The 17,876-nt window shown below is 69.9% G+C and carries 21 protein-coding genes; 8 read left to right on the top strand and 13 right to left on the bottom strand.

What is annotated here, in order from left to right:
• The 5 genes from ACE3P2_RS15285 to ACE3P2_RS15265 all read left to right on the top strand — a co-directional run.
• The coding region (locus tag ACE3P2_RS15285) for an NAD(P)/FAD-dependent oxidoreductase (RefSeq protein ID WP_374265973.1) at window positions 1-632 on the top strand (632 nt) is incomplete at its 5' end.
• Window positions 633-635: 3 nt separating this feature from the next.
• Complete coding sequence (locus ACE3P2_RS15280; protein ID WP_374265971.1) at window positions 636-2,156, top strand: deoxyribodipyrimidine photo-lyase/cryptochrome family protein; 1,521 nt, start codon at window positions 636-638, stop codon at window positions 2,154-2,156.
• Between the two features lie 122 nt (window positions 2,157-2,278).
• Window positions 2,279-2,665: a hypothetical protein gene (locus ACE3P2_RS15275; protein ID WP_374265968.1), complete on the top strand. Its 387-nt coding sequence runs from the start codon at window positions 2,279-2,281 to the stop codon at window positions 2,663-2,665.
• A gap of 67 nt (window positions 2,666-2,732) precedes the next feature.
• A complete protein-coding gene (locus tag ACE3P2_RS15270) occupies window positions 2,733-2,957 on the top strand; it encodes a hypothetical protein (RefSeq protein WP_374265967.1) in 225 nt (74 codons plus the stop codon).
• 15 nt (window positions 2,958-2,972) lie between these two features.
• The gene (locus tag ACE3P2_RS15265; protein ID WP_374265965.1) at window positions 2,973-3,596 is read left to right on the top strand and encodes a FlgO family outer membrane protein; all 624 of its coding nucleotides are present in this window, start codon (window positions 2,973-2,975) and stop codon (window positions 3,594-3,596) included.
• An 84-nt stretch (window positions 3,597-3,680) separates the two neighbouring features.
• Here ACE3P2_RS15265 and ACE3P2_RS15260 read toward each other — a convergent pair whose 3' ends face one another.
• Together ACE3P2_RS15260 and ACE3P2_RS15255 are read right to left on the bottom strand one after the other, a co-directional pair.
• Complete coding sequence (locus ACE3P2_RS15260) at window positions 3,681-4,715, bottom strand: hypothetical protein (protein WP_374265963.1); 1,035 nt, start codon at window positions 4,713-4,715, stop codon at window positions 3,681-3,683.
• Between the two features lie 13 nt (window positions 4,716-4,728).
• Window positions 4,729-5,208, bottom strand: a complete 480-nt coding sequence (locus tag ACE3P2_RS15255; RefSeq protein WP_374265961.1) for a peptidylprolyl isomerase — start codon at window positions 5,206-5,208, stop codon at window positions 4,729-4,731.
• Window positions 5,209-5,417: 209 nt separating this feature from the next.
• Here ACE3P2_RS15255 and ACE3P2_RS15250 point away from each other — a divergent pair, with 209 nt between their 5' ends.
• The gene (locus ACE3P2_RS15250) at window positions 5,418-5,972 is read left to right on the top strand and encodes a winged helix DNA-binding protein (protein WP_374265959.1); all 555 of its coding nucleotides are present in this window, start codon (window positions 5,418-5,420) and stop codon (window positions 5,970-5,972) included.
• Here ACE3P2_RS15250 and ACE3P2_RS15245 read toward each other — a convergent pair.
• The 11 genes from ACE3P2_RS15245 to ACE3P2_RS15195 are packed head-to-tail and all read right to left on the bottom strand — an operon-like array spanning window position 5,969 to window position 14,832.
• Window positions 5,969-6,238 (bottom strand): SemiSWEET family sugar transporter, encoded by a 270-nt coding sequence (locus ACE3P2_RS15245; protein WP_374265957.1) that lies wholly within the window; start codon window positions 6,236-6,238, stop codon window positions 5,969-5,971. The two genes, ACE3P2_RS15250 and ACE3P2_RS15245, sit on opposite strands and share 4 nt — an antisense overlap.
• A 3-nt stretch (window positions 6,239-6,241) precedes the next feature.
• Window positions 6,242-7,258 carry a 2Fe-2S iron-sulfur cluster-binding protein gene (locus ACE3P2_RS15240; RefSeq protein WP_374265955.1) on the bottom strand — a complete coding sequence of 339 codons (1,017 nt, stop codon included), beginning with the start codon at window positions 7,256-7,258 and terminating at the stop codon, window positions 6,242-6,244.
• Window positions 7,249-7,581, bottom strand: coding sequence for a non-heme iron oxygenase ferredoxin subunit (locus ACE3P2_RS15235; protein ID WP_374265953.1), 333 nt, complete (start codon window positions 7,579-7,581; stop codon window positions 7,249-7,251). Before ACE3P2_RS15235 ends, ACE3P2_RS15240 begins: the two co-directional genes overlap by 10 nt.
• Before the next feature lie 52 nt (window positions 7,582-7,633).
• Window positions 7,634-8,794 carry an OmpP1/FadL family transporter gene (locus ACE3P2_RS15230; RefSeq protein ID WP_374265951.1) on the bottom strand — a complete coding sequence of 387 codons (1,161 nt, stop codon included), beginning with the start codon at window positions 8,792-8,794 and terminating at the stop codon, window positions 7,634-7,636.
• On the bottom strand, window positions 8,791-9,573 hold the full coding sequence (locus ACE3P2_RS15225; protein WP_374265949.1) for an SDR family oxidoreductase: 783 nt from the start codon (window positions 9,571-9,573) through the stop codon (window positions 8,791-8,793). The genes ACE3P2_RS15230 and ACE3P2_RS15225 overlap by 4 nt, the downstream gene beginning before the upstream one ends.
• A 19-nt stretch (window positions 9,574-9,592) precedes the next feature.
• Entirely contained in the window at window positions 9,593-10,132 is a 540-nt protein-coding gene (locus ACE3P2_RS15220) for a flavin reductase family protein (RefSeq protein ID WP_374265947.1), read from the bottom strand.
• On the bottom strand, window positions 10,122-11,390 hold the full coding sequence (locus tag ACE3P2_RS15215; protein WP_374265945.1) for a styrene monooxygenase/indole monooxygenase family protein: 1,269 nt from the start codon (window positions 11,388-11,390) through the stop codon (window positions 10,122-10,124). The genes ACE3P2_RS15220 and ACE3P2_RS15215 overlap by 11 nt, the downstream gene beginning before the upstream one ends.
• 27 nt (window positions 11,391-11,417) lie before the next feature.
• On the bottom strand, window positions 11,418-11,897 hold the full coding sequence (locus ACE3P2_RS15210; RefSeq protein ID WP_374265943.1) for a nuclear transport factor 2 family protein: 480 nt from the start codon (window positions 11,895-11,897) through the stop codon (window positions 11,418-11,420).
• A 12-nt stretch (window positions 11,898-11,909) separates the two neighbouring features.
• On the bottom strand, window positions 11,910-12,254 hold the full coding sequence (locus ACE3P2_RS15205) for a hypothetical protein (RefSeq protein ID WP_374265941.1): 345 nt from the start codon (window positions 12,252-12,254) through the stop codon (window positions 11,910-11,912).
• A gap of 11 nt (window positions 12,255-12,265) precedes the next feature.
• Window positions 12,266-13,471, bottom strand: a complete 1,206-nt coding sequence (locus ACE3P2_RS15200; RefSeq protein WP_374265940.1) for an SRPBCC family protein — start codon at window positions 13,469-13,471, stop codon at window positions 12,266-12,268.
• A gap of 38 nt (window positions 13,472-13,509) precedes the next feature.
• Window positions 13,510-14,832 (bottom strand): acetamidase/formamidase family protein, encoded by a 1,323-nt coding sequence (locus ACE3P2_RS15195; RefSeq protein ID WP_374265938.1) that lies wholly within the window; start codon window positions 14,830-14,832, stop codon window positions 13,510-13,512.
• Window positions 14,833-15,097: 265 nt separating this feature from the next.
• Here ACE3P2_RS15195 and ACE3P2_RS15190 point away from each other — a divergent pair, with 265 nt between their 5' ends.
• Window positions 15,098-16,603 carry a PAS domain S-box protein gene (locus ACE3P2_RS15190; protein ID WP_374265936.1) on the top strand — a complete coding sequence of 502 codons (1,506 nt, stop codon included), beginning with the start codon at window positions 15,098-15,100 and terminating at the stop codon, window positions 16,601-16,603.
• On the top strand, window positions 16,584-17,216 hold the full coding sequence (locus ACE3P2_RS15185) for a response regulator transcription factor (protein ID WP_374265935.1): 633 nt from the start codon (window positions 16,584-16,586) through the stop codon (window positions 17,214-17,216). The genes ACE3P2_RS15190 and ACE3P2_RS15185 overlap by 20 nt, the downstream gene beginning before the upstream one ends.
• Window positions 17,217-17,876 lie beyond the last annotated feature (660 nt).

Below are 17,876 nucleotides of genomic sequence, written 5' to 3'. Positions count from 1 at the left end.
GGCTGGACCTGAGCCTCGCGGCGACGGTGTGCGCGCTGCGGCGGGACGTCGCCGACTGGCGTCTCGTCACCCGCGAGGCCGGCGAGCTGCCCGAACGTTTTGCGGCGGTGGTGCTCGCGGTGCCGGCGCCCCAGGCCGAGCCGCTGCTCCAGCCCGTCGCCACGGCGCTGGCGGAGCTCGCCGCGGCGGCCCGGATGCGCGGCAGCTGGGCCTTGATGCTGCGCTACGCGGCGCCCGTCGATCTTCCCTTCGACGCCGCTTTCGTGAACCACGGCCCCTTGCGCTGGGTGGCCCGCGACCGCAGCAAGCCCGGCCGCGAAGGCGCCGAGACCTGGCTGCTGCACGCCACCGGCGACTGGAGCGAGGCACACCTCGAGGATTCGCCCGAGGCGGTGGCCGACGCGCTGCTGGCCGCCTTCGCCGCGCTGGGCGGGCCCGCGCCGATGGCATGGAGCGCCCACCGCTGGCGCTACGCGGATACCGCCTCCGCCCGCGCCGACGGCTGCGCGTGGGACGCCGCGGCCCGCCTGGGGGTGTGCGGCGACTGGCTCAACGGCGGCAAGGTGGAAGGCGCGTGGCTCAGCGGGCGTTCGCTCGGGCGGCGTCTGACGGCGGCGCTGGCGCCGGGCTGAGCGATGACCTACGGGGTCGTCTGGTTCAAGCGCGATCTGCGCCTGGCCGACCACGCGGCCCTCGCGGCGGCGGCGCGGCAGGGGCCGGTGCTGTGCCTCTACATCGTGGAGCCCAGCCTGTGGGCGCAGCCGGACGCGGCTCGCCAGCACCTCGAATTCATCCTCGAGAGCCTGCGCGAGCTGTATCGCGACCTGCGCCGCCTGGGCGGTCGCCTGCACGTCGTCACCGGCGAGGTGGTCGAGGTGCTGGCGCGGTTGCACGCCTCGGCGCCTTTCGCGGCGCTGTATGCCCACGAGGAGACCGGCAACGCCCACACCTATGCCCGCGATCTGGCGGTGGGGCGCTGGTGCCGCGCCCAGGGCGTGGGTTGGCACGAGTTCGCGCAGTTCGGCGTGGTGCGCCGGCTCGACGACCGCGACCGCTGGCAGGGGCTGTGGGACGAACAGGTCGCCCGTGCGCAGGCGAGCCTGCCGGCGTCGATCGCGTTTCGTCCGTGGCCGTGGGCCGACGTGGCGCCGCCCGGTGCGGCGGCGCTTGGGCTCGACCCGTGGCAACCGCCCCGACGTCAGGTGGGCGGACGTCGCGCGGGGCTGGCGGTGCTGGCCGATTTCCTCGACCAGCGCAGCGGCCAGTACCGGGGCGGGATTTCCTCGCCGCTGTCGGCGCCTACCGCGTGCTCGCGCCTGTCGCCCTATCTCGCCTACGGCTGCCTGAGTCTGCGCGAGGTGGTGCAGGCCACACGCCTGCGCCAGGCCGCGCTGCCCGCGGGTGACCGCCGCGGCGCCGGGCTGGCGGCGTTCGTGAGCCGCCTGTACTGGCATTGCCACTTCATCCAGAAGCTCGAGAGCGAGCCGTCGCTCGAATACGCCAACCTGCACCGGGGCTACGACGGCCTGCGCGAGGACGACTGGAATCCCGCGCACTTCGCCGCCCTGACCGCCGGGCGCACCGGCTGGCCGCTGGTGGATGCCTGCGTGGCGATGCTGCGCGAGACCGGCTGGATCAACTTCCGGATGCGCGCGATGCTGGTCTCGGTGGCCGCTTATCCGCTGTGGCTGCACTGGCGGCAGGTCGGGCTGTGGCTCGCGCGGGAGTTTCTCGACTACGAGCCGGGCATCCACTGGAGCCAGATGCAGATGCAGTCGGGCACCACCGGCATCAACGTGCCGCGCATCTACAACCCGCTCAAGCAGGCCCGCGACCACGATCCGAAGGGTGCTTTCGTGCGTCACTGGCTGCCCCAGCTGCGGCGCGTGCCCGACGCGTGGATCTTCGAGCCCTGGCGGATGCCCCCGGCGCTGCGGGCCCGCCACGGGCTCGGCGAGGACGACCTGCCCACCCCGCCGGTGGATCTGGAGGCCGCCACCCGCGAGGCCAGGACCCGCCTCTTCGCGCTGCGTGCCCGGCCCGAGGTGAAGGCCGGCAAGGCCGCCATCGTGGCGCGCCACGGCTCGCGCAAGCGCGGCGTGCCGGCCCGGGGCGGCACGGTTGCCGCGCCGGGGCAGCTTTCCCTGAAGTTCTGAAACCGGCCCGTGACCGCCGGGCGACGGTGCGCGCGCCCTGCTTAAAACGACAAAAACAATAAAAAACTCAAGAACGACAATTTTGCGCCGAAGAATGCCCATCTGGGTTCTGCACGGGGCATATGCGCGTTCGACTTTTCCTGCTGGGAGGGCTGGCCTGCCTGTTCTCGGGCTGGGCGGCAGCCGACGAGGCGTGCCGGGAGGACGTGCGTTGCGTCCGCATCACCGGCGTCGGCCTTGCCGCCGTCCGGCCGGATGACGAGCGGCCGCACAACCTCAAGCAGCTCGCGGCCATCCGCGCCGCCAAACTGGAGGCCATGCGTTCGCTGGCCGAGCAGGTCCAGGGCGTGACCCTCCAGTCCCGCACCCAGCTCGACGGCTCCGCGATGGGGGCCGACAGGCTGGTGGTGGAGTCGGGCGCGACGCTCAAGGGCGTCCGCTTCGTGCGGGTCGAGCCCGTGGAGCCCGGGGTCTATCAGGCCATCGTCGAACTCGACGTCCGGTACTGATTGACGCACGCCGGGCCGCGCGGGTGGCGCCCGGCCCTTGAACAAACCTTGCAAAGGAAAAAACAAGATGAAGATCCTGCCCTTCGCCGCGCTGTGCGCGGCGCTGCTTTCCGGCTGCGCGACGGCGCCCCGGACCGAGGACTGCTGCAGCGCGCCCAAGGAGGTCGTGTACGTGGACAAGCCGGCGGCCGAATGCACCCGTAGCATCCGTGACGTGACCCAGGTGTCGCCCTGTCAGGTGTGCGCGCGCTTCCAGGTTTCGGTGCGCGCCGACAGCGCCTGCGCCCGCTGATTCAGGAGCTTCGCCATGAAAAAGATCATCCTGGCGCTCGGCGCCGCGCTGCTGGGCACCAACGCGCTGGCCCAGATCCCGACCTTCCCGGCTACCGTGCAGATTGGCGGCAGCGCCGCCTCGAACACCCTCAACCAGGTCAGCAGCTTCCTGGCCGCGCAGCTGGCGCAGAACCGCGACATCAAGAACGTCTCCGACAGCCGGATCGCGGTGGCGTCCTTCGTGAACATGACGTCGCTCGACGAAACCGACAAGCTGGGCCTGTCTCTGGCCGAGAACCTGATGCACGAGATGTACGTGCGCGGCTTCGGTGTGGTGGACTTCAAGGCGCGGGACTACATCCGGGTGCGCAGCAACGGCGATTTCGTGCTCAGTCGCGACGTGGCCGAGTTGCGCCGCAACCACAACATCCACTACTTCCTGGCCGGCACGGTGGCGCGCAACGGCGACGGGGTGGTCATCAACGCACGGCTGATCCAGGCAGACAGCGGGGTGGTGGTGTCGTCGGCGCAGGCCTTCCTCAACAACCGCGATCTCAACTACATCCTCAGCGACGCGAACCGGGGCGGCGTCGAGAAGGTGGTGATCGAGCGCAGCGTGGTGCCGCCGGTCAAGCCCAATACCGTCTTCATCCGCTGACGGATTCGCGTCCGCCGGGGGCGACCGGGCCTCACCGCCGCATGCGGATGAGGCCCGTTTTTTGGGGATGGCCCGGAGCGGTCGCTACAGCAGGAGCAGGTAGCCGCCCGAGACGGGGGATTTGCGGCCCGGGCGCGGTGCGCTGCCGGTGAAGCGCACGTGCTGCGGGCCCATCGGCTGGGGCTGGAGATAGCCGTCGGCCTGCAGCAGATCGACGGCGCCACCTTCGCGCACCGGCCAGACCGGAAAGTACAGCACCAGCCCCTGCGGGCTCAGCGGTAGCGCAAAGCGCGTGACGAGGCTGAAGCCGCCGTCCGCCTCGAGTGGCGGGATGCGCAGCAGCGCCGGCAGGCAGCGCAGTGCGTCGTCCAGCTGGCGGGCCGCCTCGGCCGCCAGTTGCCGTCCGGCCGGGCTCGTCACCCATTGGCGCAGCAGGGCGTAGCCGAGGTTGGCGTCCTCCTGCCGGGCGAGCGGCGCGCGCCCGGTGGGGAGGCGGATCTCCTTGATCAGCCGGTCTTCCGGCGTGGCCCGCAGTTGCAACGACAGGGTGCCGGACTCGCCGCCGCGTGGCGGCGGGGCCAGGCTTGCGACGATGCGGTAGAGGGCCTCGGCCCGCCCCGCGTCGTTGTCCTGCAGATAGGGGCCGGCGCGCACCCGCAGTGCGTCGCCGAGCGCGGCGCCCAGCGCGGCGCCGGCCTGCACATCGGCCGCCGAAGCCGGCCCGCCGGCGTTGCCCGCCCAGACGTAGGCGATGTTGTGCAGTGGCAGGCTGGCGGTGCAGGCGGCTTCGTCCGCCTCTTCGCGCTCGATGTCGGCGGTGAGCTGCAAGCGCCCATCGACCACGTCCTCGCTGAGGATCCGGAACTTGCGGAGGCGGAAGCGTGCCTGCACCAGCGTGGTTTCGCGCAGGTCACCGCCGATCAGGGCCGACTGGCTGCGTACCTCGGCCTGGCCGCGCAGGCCGGTTTCCCAGAGCAGGGCTCGCACCGCGTCGGCGCGGGCCGCGTCGCGGTCGCCGTCGGGGATGGCCACGGTGGTGCTGAGCGGCTCGGCCGAGGCCGCCACGGCGAGCCCCGCCAGCGCGGCGAGGACGACGCGGCACAGGCGGGCGACGCGCATGGCGACGTTGGGCTCAGTCGTCCTGCCCGGCGCTGCCGCTGGCCAGTTCGTCGGCGGAGGCCGGGCGGATGGCCGCGACGGTGCAGGTGAACACCAGGGGCTGGCCGGCCAGGGGATGATTGCCGTCGAGGGTCGCCTCGTCGCCGTCGATGGCGGTGACGCGATAGAAGATGATCTCTTCGTCCTCGTCGCTCTCGTCGGCGGGGGCGCCTTCGAGCTCCATGCCGACCTCGACTTCCTCGGGCAGGTTGTCGAGGGATTCGATCTGCACCAGCTCGGGGTCGTATTCGCCGAAGGCTTCGTCGGCGTGCAGGCGCACGGTCACGGTGTCGCCGACGGCCTTGCCCTCGAGGGCTTCCTCGAGCTTGGGAAACAGATCGTCGTAGCCGCCGTGGAGATAGACCAGGGGCGTCTGGCCGTCATCGACCTCCACGCCTTCGGGGTTGGTGACGCGGTAGTCGAGGGTGACGACGCTGTTCTTGACGACTTTCATGGGCGGTTCCTGGATGGTTTGGCGCGGATGGGCGCGGGGTGGTGCCGGGCGCCCGTCCGGCGGGACGGATGAAGCCCGTATTGTGGCAGCACACGCCGACACTTGCGCTGCGGCGCGGCGGATTTCTGCGTCGTGCCGCGCTGCGGGCGGCGCGACGGGGTGCGTTTCGGGTAGATTGGCCGCTGTTCCGATACCACGAGGTGCCTGCCGTGACCGTCCAGCCTGCCCGTTCCGCCGCATCGCCCGCCGAGTCCGCCGACGTTCCGCCCTGGCATCTGGCCGCTTCCGACGCCGAGCGGGTGGTGGCCGAGTTCGAGCACGCGCTGATCTGCCTGTGCGAGGCCTTCGGGCGCTACAACATGCAGGGGCTGGCGGGCGTGCCGGGGGAAGTGAGCTTTTCGGGGCAGGACAACATGGTGCTGCACATCATCCAGACCCTCGACCGGCCCAAGAGCCTGTCGGACATCAGCCGCTTCATGAACCGCGACGACCTGGCCAACATCCAGTACAGCGTGCGCAAGCTGCAGAAGGCCGGGCTCATCGAGAAGGCCAGCGACCGCTCGGCCCGCGGCACCACCTACCGCAGCACCGAAGCCGGGCGGGCGGTGGTGGCCGATTTCGTGGCCCGCCGCCGCGAACTGGTGCTGGCGCCGGCCGAGGAGATGGCGCAATTGCGCGAGCAGCTGCGCGGCGCCACCAAGGTGATGAGTCACTTCATCGGCCTGTACGACCAGGCTGCGCGGGTGCTGTCCACCCGCTCCTAGCCGGGTGTGCCGTCGCCGAAGCGACGCTTCATCGCCAGGATGACCAGCGCCACCAGCAGGATGACCCCGTTGGTGAGCACCAGCGGCAGCGCCCCCCGGCGCAGGCCATAGACGATCCACAGGGCCACGCCGGCGATCAGCACGGCGTACATCGCCCACGACACGTCCCGCGCGCTGCGGGTTTTCCAGATCTGCCACGCCTGGGGCACGAAGGCGGCGGTGCTGAGGCAGCCGGCGAGGCTGCCGATGAGGGTGTCGATGTCCATGGCTCAGAAGAAACGGTCGAAGTGGATGCGCTCGGGCGGCAGGCGGTGGGTGATCTGCAGCAGCTGCTGCACGGCCTCGACCATCGGCGGCGGACCGGCGAGGTAGAACTCGGCCTCGGCCAGCCGCTCGCCCAGCACCGATTCGGCGAGCTGATGAACCGGGCCGACCGGGCCGCGCCAGCCGTCGCGGGCTGCCGCGTCGGCATCCGACACCGCGGCGTGGTAGCGGATCGTCTCGCCGAAGCCGGGCAGCGCGGCCAGATCGGCCTCGCCACACAGGTCGGCCGGGGTGCGCCCGCCGTAGAAAAAATCCACCCGCCGGCCAGCGAGTGCTGGATCGGCCGCCACGCCACGGGCGACGGAGAGCATTGGCGCGAGGCCCGATCCGCCAGCGATGCACACGATGTCGCGGGGGCTGTCGGTGCGCAGGTGAGCGAGGCCGTAGGGGCCGTCGAGGCCCACGCTGGCGCCGATGGCGAGGCGCTCGAAGAGCGTGGTGGTGGCGCCGCCGCCGGCCACCTTGCGGATGCGGAAGTGCCATTCGCCGGCCGCGTTGGGCAGGTTGGCCATCGAGTAGGCGCGCTCCCGGTCGAGGCCGGGCAGGGCCAGCAGGGCGTACTGGCCGGGGCGGAAATCGGCCGGGGCGTCGGTGCGCAGCACGAACTCGCGGATGTCGTGGGTGACCTGGCGGCTGGCGACGAGGGTGGCGCGGTGGCGCGCGGGGCGGATCGCCGCTTCGGCCTGGGGCGGCAGGCGCAGCTTGAGGTGGACGTCGCCCGCCGGCAGGCTCTGGCAGGCCAGCACGCGGCCCTTGCGGCGGTCGCGGTCGGAGAGACCGGGCGCCTCGGGCCACAGGTTGGCGACTTCGCCCCCGGTCAGCTCGACGCGGCAGCAGCCGCAGGCGCCCACGCCGCACTCGTAGGGCATCGCCAGCCCGGCGCGCAGGCCGGCGCGCAGCAAGGTGTCGCCCTCGGCGCAGTCGAAGACGGCCTCGCCGTCGTTCAGGGTGATTACGGACATGCGGCCTCCGTCTCGTCGATGGCGGCGTAGATCGCTTCGTCCTTCACCTCGACGCGATAGACGCGCAGCGGGATCGAGCACGGCGCGCCGGCGGGGCGGCCGGTGGCGATCTCGAAGGCGCCCTGGTGGTAGGGGCACTCGACCACGCCGTCGTCGCAGTCGATCTCGCCGTCGCACAGGGACGCGTCGCCGTGGGTGCAGGTGTCGTCGGTGACGTAGAAGCGGCCGTCGAGGTGGAACACCGCCAGGGGCGGTCGGTCGGCCAGTTCGATGCGGCGGCAGCCACCGGCCGGCACGTCATGGGTGGAGCAGAGCTGTTTCATGGTGCTTTCCTTTCGAATCGTGGTCGGCCGGGCCGGGGCCCGGCCTGCCGGCTTACCACTTCCAGGCGTAGGCGGCGCCGAGCCAGTTTTGCGACATGCGCACGTCCACCCCGGTGCTGGGGCCGGTGCCCTTCACCTCCTCGCCGAGCGCGCGGGCAACCACCACCGACAATTCGCTGCGGTCGGCCAGCGTCCAGGTGGCGCCGGCGGTCACGTGGTTCTGGGGCGTGACCGGGGCGAGGTAGTTGAGGGTGGTGTCCTTGCTGGCGACGATCTGGGTGCCGTGGCTGTAGCCGGCGCGCAGCTGCAGCGCGGGGCTGGCCTGCCAGCTGACGCCGATGCGGCTGATGGTCTGGTTGTGCCAGCCGAAGCCCGGCTGGGCGTCGGTGAGGGCGTTGCCCAGCGAATTGATGTCGCCCCAGTTCACCCGCATCAGGTCGGCGGCGATCACCACGCCGTCCACCGGCCGCAGGGCGATGCCCACGCCGTAGCGCTCGGGCACGTCGAACTCGCCGTCGTGGGCGAGCAGCTTGCGGTAGGCGTCGAGCTTGCCCATGCGCATCCGCGCCGCGTACATGGCGCCGAGGGTGACGCGCTCGCTCACCTGGCCGGTCCAGCCCAGCTTGAAGCCGGCGCCCATCGAGGTCTCGGTGCCCTGGCCTTCCTGGCCGGCGGCATCCGGCACGCCATCGACGCGGAAGCGCTGGTAGGCGAGATCCACCGACACGCCGACGGCCTGGGTGTCGGAGAGCTTGACCGCGTAGGTGGGCGAGACGATCAGCTGCATGAGCTTGGCGCCGTCCTTGCCGCTGCCGGGGCCGCCGAGGATGTTGCTGTCGTACTTGGTGGTGACGCCGTTGCCGTAGACCGACACGCCCAGCGCCTGGCGGCTGTCGAGCATCCGGGCGTAGCCGAACTCGGGGATCGGGATGGCCTTCACGCCGTCGCCGTCGTAGTCGGTGCCGCCGAAGGTGGAGGCGGGCTTGGGCATCACCACCGCGAGGCCCAGGTCTACGCGGTTGCCCACCAGCGCCATGCCGGCCGGGTTGTTGGCGGCGGCCAGGGCGTCCTGGGGCAGGGCGATGGACGCGCCGCCCATGCCCTGGGCCTTGATGCCGTAGCCGTGGGGCATGGTGCCGTTGGTGGCGAGGGCCGGCAGGCTGGTGGCAAGCGCGGCGGCGATGAAGGTGAGGCGCAGGGGCAGGCGGGTCATGACAGCAGCTCCGAGATGGGGGAAGTGGCCTGCTCGGGGCCGAGCGCCGCGTAGCCGCCATCCACCGGCAGGTTGCTGCCGGTGATGAAGCGGGCGTGGTCGGAGGCGAGGAACAACACCGCGTCGGCCACCTCGGCCGGATCGCCGATGCGTCCGAGCATGTGGAAGGGGCGGGCGACGGCGTCCACCTTGTCCCGGTCGCCGCCGGAGATCTGGTCGAGGATGCCGGACCACGTCCAGCCCGGCGACACGGCGTTCACGCGGATGCCGTCGGCGGCGAGATCGAGCGCCGCGCTGCGGGTGAGCTGCAGCACGGCAGCCTTGCTGGCGGGGTAGGTCCACCGCCCGGCCTGGGCCACGCCGGCGCTGGTGGAGCCGAAGTTGATCACCGCGCTGCCGCGGGCCATGTGCGGCCGGCACGCGCGCAGGAACATCGCCGCGCCGAACACATTCACGGCGAAAGCCTTTTCCCAGTCGTCCCGCGGCGAGGCGGGGCCGTTGTCGGCGTAGAGGGCGGCCACGTTCACCAGGCAGTCGATGCGCCCGAAGGCCTTGACGGTGGCTTGCACGCAGGCGTCGATGTCGGCGTCGCGGCTCACGTCGGTGGCGACGAAGCGGGCCATTTCGCCCAGTTCCGCCACCAGCGCGCTGCCGCCCTTCACGTCGATGTCGGCGACGACCACCTTCGCCCCCTCGGCCACGAAGGCCCGGGCGATGGCGGCGCCGATGAGGGTGGCGCCGCCGCTGACGATCACCACCTTGTCCTTGAGTCCTCTCATGTCGGTTCCTTTTTTCTTGTCAGCCGGCCAGGGCTGGTTCGGCGGGCAGGGCGGCGCCGAGCTTGCCGCGGCAGAACAGCAGCGGCGTGCGCTCGCTCCAGCGGAAGCGCAGCACGCGGCCGAGCAGGATCTGGTGGTCGCCGCCGGGGTAGACCGCTTCCAGCGCGCACTCGAACTGGGCCGCGGCACCCGGCAGCAGCGGCGCACCGCCGGCGCCGGGCGTCACCGCGAGGCCGGCAAACTTGTCGGCCACCGGGCGTCCGAAGCGGTGGCACAGCTCCACCTGCTCGTCGGTCAGCACATTCACCGCGAAGTGGCTGCCCTCGCAGAAGGCGGCCAGGCTGGGCGAACGGTTGGAGAGGCTCCACAAAATCAGCGGCGGGTCCATCGACACCGAGTTGAAGGAGCTGGCGGTGAGGCCGACGGGGCTGCCGTCCGGCGCGACGGTGGTGACGACCGTCACGCCGGTGGCGAAGCTCCCGAGGGCCTTGCGCAGGGCCTGGGGATCGCCGCTGGGGCCATCCCCCGCCCAGCGGGCGGCATGGGCGTCAGGCTGCACAGCGTTCCTCCGTGCGTTCGGCCACAAAGCGGCGGGCTTCGTCCAGGTCGGCGATCCACGGCCAGTAGTTGCGCGGGTTGTCGAAGCAGCGCATGAAGGCGTCGGCCACCGGCGGGTGCTGGGAGGCGGCGCCGAGCACGGTCATCACCGGCTCGCCCGGCGGGTTGAGCAGGGCGTTGGTGAAGGCGGTGGTGTACATCGCCGATTCGTCCCAGAAGGTCTCGAAGGTGTCCTGCATCCAGGCGGCGTCGAAGGCATCGTTGCCGTTTGCGACGATGCGGGCGACCAGGTGGCGCACCATCCGTGCGGCGTTGTTGGAGCCCTGGCCGGCGATCGGGTCGTTGAGCACCGCGGTGTCGCCGATGGCCATCACGCAGGCGCCGGAGGGCAGCTGGCCGACGGGCTTGCGTACGGTGGGCGTGAACGCGCCCTTGAGCCAGGCGTCCTCGTCGGTGAGCTCGGCGCCTTCCATGTGGTGCAGGTCGTCCGGGGCGAACTCGGCGATCACCTGGCGGGCGATCTCGAGCAACTCGTGGCCGTCCTTGGCGTCCTGGAAGCGGTCCATCGGGCCGCCGGGGATGGCCTCGAACAGGAAGCTGCGGCACTCGCCGCGGGTGTGGGTGTAGAAGGGCAGCGAGAAATACTCGCCGGCGCCGGCGATGAAGTTGAAGCGCAGCGGGCGGAAGGGCACGCGCTTCCACGGGCGGTCGCCGAGGATCTTGGGGCCGGTGAGGAGCAGCGCGGCGAGGTTGCGCGGCGGGGCGCTGTGCACGCTGCGCTCGTCGTCGCGGGCGAAGAAGGCGTTGATCTGGCCCTTGCCGGCGGCGACCATCGTGAGGTCGGACTCGGCGGCGATCTTCTCGAGGTCGGCCACCGACACCGCCTGGATGATCAGCTTGCCGCCGCGGCGGGGGAACTCCTGCAGCCAGCGGGAGAACTTGGTGCGCTGGTCGAGCGCCTGGCCCTGCAGGTCGCCCAGGCGGCCCTGCACGGTGAGGCCGATGCTGCCGTCCGGCCCGCGGAAATCCACGTGCATCCCTTCGCCGTAGGGCACCAGGTCTTCCCAGAAGTTGAGGCCCAGCTCGCGCTCGGTGGCGAGGGTGGATTCGAACAGGAAGGCGGTGCTGGGGATGCGGCTGTTGAGCACCTGCTCGGGGCTGCGGTCGGTGTACAGCGAGACGGAGTAGCCCTTGTCGAGGAGGGCGAAGCCGAGCAGCAGGCCAGCCTGGCCGCCGCCGATGATGGAGATCTTGCGCATGGATGTGTCCTCTTGATCTGGTTGTGTTCAGTCGGCCGCCGGCAGGGTCTTCCAGCCGTCGGCGTGCGGGCTCAGGAGCTTCAGGTGCAGGCGGACGTGGGTGAAGCGCCAGCCTTTCCTGCCTTTTTTGAGGCGGCTTTCGTACCAGCCGCCGATCCAGTGGGCCTCGGCCTCCTCGCCAACCCGCGCCAGCTCCCACAGGTACCAGTGGCAGCGGGCGCGGCGGCCGTCGGCCGACGGCTCGACGAGGGGCGAGACCATGTAGTGCAGCGACCAGCGGATGCCCTCGCGGCCGATCCGCGCCAGCTCCGCGGCGATCTCGTCGCGGCCCCGGTAGTGGCCGAAGCCTTCGCACACCCATTCGGCGCGCTTGGCGAACAGCGGCCCGAGGATGGCCGGGTCGTTGTTGCGGTCGGCGCCGAGGGCGTAGCGGGCCACCAGGGCACGGATCGCCTCGATATCCTCGAGGCGGGTGAGGCGGGCGGCGAGATCGGGCGCGGGCTTCATGGTCGAGTGCGCTTATGCGGCGACGCGGCCGTGGTCGGCCACGAAGCGGGACTCGTCGAAGCTGTAGGGCACCTTCGGGTCGCCGCCGTAGAGCTCGATGTGCGGCGCCACTTCGGCCAGCGACAGGGCCAGGTGGAACAGGCGCGCAGAGGCCGGCGGCAGCTCGCCGAGCGGGAAGGTATCCACGTGGGTGAGGATGTCCGGCAGGCGCGGCAGCATGGCTTCGTAGAAGGCACGCAGCTCGCCGCGGCTGCTGTGGATGCGGCGCTGCTGACGTTCGTCCTGGGTGGCCAGCGCCCAGGTGGCGACCAGCGGCTCGAGGACTTCGAAGGACTTGGGCAGGGAAAGGTCGTTCATCGCGGTGTTCCTTACTTGGCGTGCATGTAGGCTTCGAGGGCGTGGTAGCCGTGGCGGATCAGGATCTCGTCGTCCTGCAGGTACATCCACTGCTTGGCGCCGGATTCGAGGGCGGTCTGGGTGTCTTCCATCGTCGCGGTGTCTTCCAGCCAGGCGTTGCGCTGCAGGCACTGGGCGTGCTCCAGCGCCCAGCGCTGGCTGTTGGTCTGGGCCGGGCGCACGTAGTACTTGCCTTCCCACAGGGTCTTGTTGTGGGCGATGGGCCAGAACTGGTGGGTGAACCAGATGCCCTCCGACACGTGCAGCAGCAGGTTGGGGAACAGCACCGACAGCTCGAAGGAGAAGTCGTCGCGGCGGTCCGGATTGACGGTGGGCGGCAGCATCGACGCACCGCGCTGGGCCACCAGCGAGCCGGTGGCGAGGCTGTTGGCGATCTTGGCGACCGGGGTCGGCTCGGCGTTGAGGGACAGGCAGATCGCGGTGGTGCGGTGCGGCCCGAACAGTTCCACGTTCTGCAGGCCCGACGAGAACACGTTGGGGAAGGAGCCGGCGTGGATGGTGGCCACGTGGTAGGCCTCGGCGAAGGCGTCGTGGGCGACCTTCCAGTTGCAGTCCAGGTAGGTGTGGTAGCTGAAGCACTGGGACAGCTCGCCATACGGGAAGCCGGCCAGGTGGGTGCCGATGCCGCCGAGGAACTCGGCCAGCGGCACGACCTGCTCGGACGGGTCGAGATTGACGAAGATGAAGCCTTCCCACACGTCGGTGTGCACCGGGGTGAGGCCGTTGCGGGCCTTGTCGAAGTCGGCCGAGAACTTGTTCTCCTCGGGCACCTGCACGATGCCGCCGTGGGCGTTGTACACCCAGCCGTGGAAGCGGCAGGTGACCACCGCGGCCTTGTTGCGGCCGAAGGTCTCCTCGCCGGTCTCGACGACGACCTTGTTGCCGCGGTGCGAACAGGTGTTGTGGAAGCCGCGGATCTGGCCGTCCTTGCCGCGCATGAGGATCACCGAGGTCTTGGCGAAGGCCAGCTTCTTGACCTTGTAGTCACCGGCCTTGGCGATCTCTTCGACGCGGCCGACCTTCAGCCAGCTCTTGAGGAAGACCTTCTGGCGTTCCTGCTCGAAGAATTCCGGCGACACGCAGGGTTCGACCGGGATCGGGCCGGTGCCGAGGTCGGGGTACTTCGCGGCCCATTTCAGGTCGTTGGGGGCATTCATGGGTGTGCTCCTTGGTTTGGGTGGGTGTGGATGAGGGTTCAGGCGGCGTCGAGGCCGTATTGCTGGCGCACCAGCGCGCCGATGCCGAGGCGGTCGAGGATGGGCATCGGGCACTGGAAGGTGACGCGGACCACGCCGGGCAGGCGGCTGATCTCGATGGAGCCGGCGAGGGTGGCGCGGTTGAGGATTTCCTCCGGCGACAGGCCGGTGACCTTGGCGGCGCGATCGACGCCGTTGTGGGTGGCGTCGTTGAGGGTGCGGCCGGTGCCGATGAAGGTGATCGGGCCGTTCTCCTCGACGGTGGCCTGGCCGAAGCGCTCGGCCAGGGCCTGCACCGCGGCGCGCTGCTCGCGGTTCATGGGGCGGGCCATGGGCGGCAGGTCGTCCGGGCGCTGGAGGAGGATCGGGCCGTCGATCTCGAGGCCCTTGATGACTTCCACCTTCACCTCGGTAATGCCGGAGACGTCCGTCGCGTGGCCGGCCACCTCGCCGTTGCCCTGCTGGGCGTGCATGTCGCCCATGTAGATGCCGGCGCCGGGCACCTTGACCGGACAGATCAGGATCGCCCCGGCGCGCACCGAGTTGGTGTCCATGTGGCCGTCGGTCTTGTGCTGTTCCAGCTCGGCCTGGGTCATGGCGTAGGCGTGAGGCGCATCCACCAGGAAGCTGCCGAAGTCGCCGGCGTTGTGGGAATCGGGCAGATCCTTCGACGGCGTGGTGCCGATGTTGCCGAGGAAGGGCTGCATGTGCGCCGCGAGGCCGACGATGTCGGCGCGGGCCAGCGACAGGATCGAGTGCTGCTCGGAATGCTCGGGCAGGCGGGCGTTGTCCTTGGCGTGGGCGGCGAGGCGCTCGGCGGCGGCCTTGTCGACGGTGAGGGAGACGTTGTTGTCCTTGTCGAGGACGATCACGTAGCCGTTGGTGAAGCGGAAGGCATTCACCTCGGCGCCGCACACGTCGCAATGCACGGCCTCGTCGCCGATGCCCTCGATGTGGCTGGGCGGGCTCACGGTGCCGCAGCTCGGGCACAGCTTGGCGACGAAGGGGTCGCCCAGGTAGCGGCCATCCACGAAGGCCATCACGCCCGACGAGGTGGCGAGCGACGTGACTTCCATGCGCTGGATGTGGATCGCCACGGCGTCGCCCACCTCGGCGCCTTCGACGGCCACCGGCTGGGACACTTCATGCCCGCCCTGGAACTTGGGCGTGATCATCGGGCCCCAGCAGCCCGGCGGGGTGCCGACGCGGAGGGTGCCGCCGTCGGCCACCGGGCCGAGCATCGCGTTGCCCGGCCCGACGATGCCGCGGGTGTAGGTGGAGACGACCACCTCGCGCTGTGCGCTGGTTGGCTTCTGGCTCATGGAATTCACTCCTTGCGTTGGGGGCTGGGGTTACGCTTGGCACGGGCGACGGGGTGGGCGAGCGCTCGTCGACCGGAAGCCGATGGTTAATTTTTCAATTCGATTTACACTGTAAATTCACAAATCCGACTGCTTTGCCGCCACATCGGGCAGGTGCTGACAAGGCTATCGGCGGGGTTTCGGGGCGTAAATCGGGCGTCGCATCTAAGCGACTAGGTAGAAGTGCTTATCGGGCTGAACCGGCAGTGGCCGGCGGAGACATGCCATGCAGGTGAAGACCAACTACCAGGACGTGTTCGATCACGCCAACGACGCGATCTTCATTCACGACGAGGAGAGCGGCGCGATCCTCGACGCCAACCGCATGGCGGCGAGCCTGACCGGCTACCCGGTGGAGCAGCTGCTCCGCATGGACGTGGGCGACATCAGCTCGGCCCGGCGCGGATGCGACAGCAAGGCGGCGCGGCTGTTGATCCAGCGGGTGATCCACGAAGGGCCGCAGATCTTCGAGTGGTGGCTGCGCCGGCCCGACGGCGGCGACCTGCCCATCGAGGTGAACCTGAAGCACATCATTTCCGACGGACATCCCCGGGTGATCGCGCTGCTGCGCGACATTCGCGAGCGCAAGGAGGCCGAAGCGCGGCTGGTGGAACGGGAGGCCTACTACCGGCGCCTGATCGGCAGCATCAGCGATGGCATCGCGATCCTCGACCGGCGCGGCCACGTGCGCTGGGTGGGGCCGTCGATCCGCCAGGTGTTGGGCTTTCGCGAGCGCGAGGTGCGGGGCGCCAGCGTGTTCCGGCGCATGGACCACGACGACGCCAACCGGCTGGCGGCGTTGCTCGAAAAGGCCGCGGGGGATGCGGGTGGCGTCGTTCCGCTGGCCTACCGCATCCAGCATCGGGACGGTAGCTGGCGCCAGCACGAGGGCAGCTGCGTCAATCTGCTGGAGGACCACTGCGTCAATGGCCTGCTGGTCACCTTCCGCGACGTGACGAGCCGCATCGAGGCCGAGGCGCGGGTACGCCAGCGGGACATGGAGCTGTCGCACATGGCGCGGCTATCGACCACCGGCGAGATGGCCTCGGCGCTGGCTCACGAGCTCAACCAGCCCTTCTTCGCGATCATGAACTTCGTCGGCGGCGCGATCCGCCGTGCCGATGCCGGCCGGCTCGACGACGCGACGCTGAAGGAAGTGCTCGAGAACACCCGCGTCCAGGCCGAGCGGGCCGGGCGCATCATCCGCACGGTGCGCAATTTCACGCGCAAGAGCGGCTACCACCGGGAGACCGTGGACATCCGCACCATCGTGGAGGAGATCGCCCCGTTCATCGAGATCGAGGCGCGGCTGCGGCGCATTCCGGTGCGCTACCGGCTGCTGCGCGAGCCGGCGCTGGTGGATTGCGACTGGGTGCTGATCGAGCAGGTGATCTCCAACCTCGCCAGGAACGGCATCGAGGCGATGACCGACACCCCGCAGGAGCGCCGCCAGCTCACCCTCGCCACCACCCTCACCGCCGCCGGCACCGTCAACGTGACCATCGAGGACCGTGGCCATGGCCTGCCCCGCGCTAACCCCGACCGCATCTTCGACGCCTTCTACACCACCAAGAAGGAAGGCCTGGGCATCGGCCTGTCGTTGTGCCGCTCGATCATCGATTCCCACGGCGGCCACCTGTGGGCCACCCGCGGTGCCGGCGGTGGTGCGAAATTTCACTTCAGTCTGCCGCTCGCTACCGGAGAATCGAGCCATGTCGAACCCGTCCGCTAAGCCCGCCGCCACGCCCACCGTGTTCGTCGTCGATGACGACGACGGGGTGCGCGAATCCCTGCGCTGGCTGCTCGAATCGGTCGGGCATCCGGTGCGGGTGTTCCGCAACGGGCGGGAGTTCCTCGACGGCTACGACGCCGACCAGCCGGCCTGTCTGCTGCTCGACGTGCGCATGCCGCTGATGGGCGGCTTCGAGCTGCAGGAGGTGCTGCGCATCGACAATCCGGCGCTGCCCATCCTGTTCCTCACCGGCCACGGCTCGATCCCCATGTCGGTGCGGGCAATGCGCAACGGCGCCTTCGACTTCATCGAAAAGCCGTTCTCGGATCAGGCGCTCCTCGACCGGGTGCAGGACGCCGTCAATCGCGCCGCCGAGCTGCACCGCCAGCAGCGCCACACGCGCTCGATCAACCAGCTGCTGGCGCTGTTGTCGCCGCGGGAGCGGGAGGTGCTGGATCTGCTGATCGACGGCCTCTCGAGCCGCGAGATCGGCGTGGAGCTCGGCATCAGCAAGAAGACGGTGGAGGTGCACCGCTGCCACATCCGCGAAAAGCTCGGCATCGGCTCGGTGGCCGAACTGGTGCGGCTGGTGCTGAACAACCCGGACCGATAGCGGCGCCGGGGTCTCGTCCGCTGGCCGGCGGTGGCGGACAACCACGCCGGCACGCTGGCGGCAGGGCTGAAATGACAAAAGCCACCCGAAGGTGGCTTTTGTCTGAATGCTGGTGGGTTGTGAGTGGCTCGAACACTCGACCTACGGATTAAGAGCCCGAAAACTTCGTTTCGGACCGAGTATCGCGACACTTGCGCGCCGTTCCAGGTGTCATGCAAGAGGGGCTGCGCGGGGCGTCCCGCGGATGGCCTCTATCTCCAGGTAGAATGAATGCGTGCTGCCATAAGTGTCTGTCGTTGATGGGTTTTTTGTGATGAAAACGATGAGTGATCGCGCCACTCATTCGCTGATTTGCCTTCCGATGGGTCGGGGCAGGACCGGGCATTCCCCGGTCCGATGCGGGGCGTTTTCCGTTGGGAGAGAACGCCCGATCCGATTTCGAAAAGCCAGTCCTGGCGCGGTTTTCCCCTTGGTTCGGACCGGGTAAGGGCCGGGGAGTCCGGAACGGTGTCGGTACGACGTAAGCGTCGCCCCTGTCCCGTCTTGATCCCATTTCTTTGAGCAGCGAAGGTGTCCACCATTTTTGATGGGTGGACACCATGGAAATTGAGAAGGCAGCCCAAGGGGCTCGGCGTGGCCCCTATGTTCGGCGCAGCCCGG

Source organism: Zoogloea sp. (assembly GCF_041911615.1).
Lineage (GTDB): Bacteria > Pseudomonadota > Gammaproteobacteria > Burkholderiales > Rhodocyclaceae > Zoogloea.
Note: the sequence above shows the minus strand (reverse complement) of the source record. Positions and strands in the feature narration are given on the sequence as shown.

Bases quoted from the DNA above. Each gene is read 5' to 3' on its own strand.
- ACE3P2_RS15280 (WP_374265971.1), top strand. From the start codon at position 636: ATGACCTACGGGGTCGTCTGGTTCAAGCGCGATCTGCGCCTGGCCGAC.
- ACE3P2_RS15275 (WP_374265968.1), top strand. From the start codon at position 2,279: ATGCGCGTTCGACTTTTCCTGCTGGGAGGGCTGGCCTGCCTGTTCTCG.
- ACE3P2_RS15270 (WP_374265967.1), top strand. From the start codon at position 2,733: ATGAAGATCCTGCCCTTCGCCGCGCTGTGCGCGGCGCTGCTTTCCGGC.
- ACE3P2_RS15265 (WP_374265965.1), top strand. From the start codon at position 2,973: ATGAAAAAGATCATCCTGGCGCTCGGCGCCGCGCTGCTGGGCACCAAC.
- ACE3P2_RS15260 (WP_374265963.1), bottom strand. From the start codon at position 4,715: ATGCGCGTCGCCCGCCTGTGCCGCGTCGTCCTCGCCGCGCTGGCGGGG.
- ACE3P2_RS15255 (WP_374265961.1), bottom strand. From the start codon at position 5,208: ATGAAAGTCGTCAAGAACAGCGTCGTCACCCTCGACTACCGCGTCACC.
- ACE3P2_RS15245 (WP_374265957.1), bottom strand. From the start codon at position 6,238: ATGGACATCGACACCCTCATCGGCAGCCTCGCCGGCTGCCTCAGCACC.
- ACE3P2_RS15240 (WP_374265955.1), bottom strand. From the start codon at position 7,258: ATGTCCGTAATCACCCTGAACGACGGCGAGGCCGTCTTCGACTGCGCC.
- ACE3P2_RS15235 (WP_374265953.1), bottom strand. From the start codon at position 7,581: ATGAAACAGCTCTGCTCCACCCATGACGTGCCGGCCGGTGGCTGCCGC.
- ACE3P2_RS15230 (WP_374265951.1), bottom strand. From the start codon at position 8,794: ATGACCCGCCTGCCCCTGCGCCTCACCTTCATCGCCGCCGCGCTTGCC.
- ACE3P2_RS15225 (WP_374265949.1), bottom strand. From the start codon at position 9,573: ATGAGAGGACTCAAGGACAAGGTGGTGATCGTCAGCGGCGGCGCCACC.
- ACE3P2_RS15215 (WP_374265945.1), bottom strand. From the start codon at position 11,390: ATGCGCAAGATCTCCATCATCGGCGGCGGCCAGGCTGGCCTGCTGCTC.
- ACE3P2_RS15210 (WP_374265943.1), bottom strand. From the start codon at position 11,897: ATGAAGCCCGCGCCCGATCTCGCCGCCCGCCTCACCCGCCTCGAGGAT.
- ACE3P2_RS15205 (WP_374265941.1), bottom strand. From the start codon at position 12,254: ATGAACGACCTTTCCCTGCCCAAGTCCTTCGAAGTCCTCGAGCCGCTG.
- ACE3P2_RS15200 (WP_374265940.1), bottom strand. From the start codon at position 13,471: ATGAATGCCCCCAACGACCTGAAATGGGCCGCGAAGTACCCCGACCTC.
- ACE3P2_RS15195 (WP_374265938.1), bottom strand. From the start codon at position 14,832: ATGAGCCAGAAGCCAACCAGCGCACAGCGCGAGGTGGTCGTCTCCACC.
- ACE3P2_RS15190 (WP_374265936.1), top strand. From the start codon at position 15,098: ATGCAGGTGAAGACCAACTACCAGGACGTGTTCGATCACGCCAACGAC.
- ACE3P2_RS15185 (WP_374265935.1), top strand. From the start codon at position 16,584: ATGTCGAACCCGTCCGCTAAGCCCGCCGCCACGCCCACCGTGTTCGTC.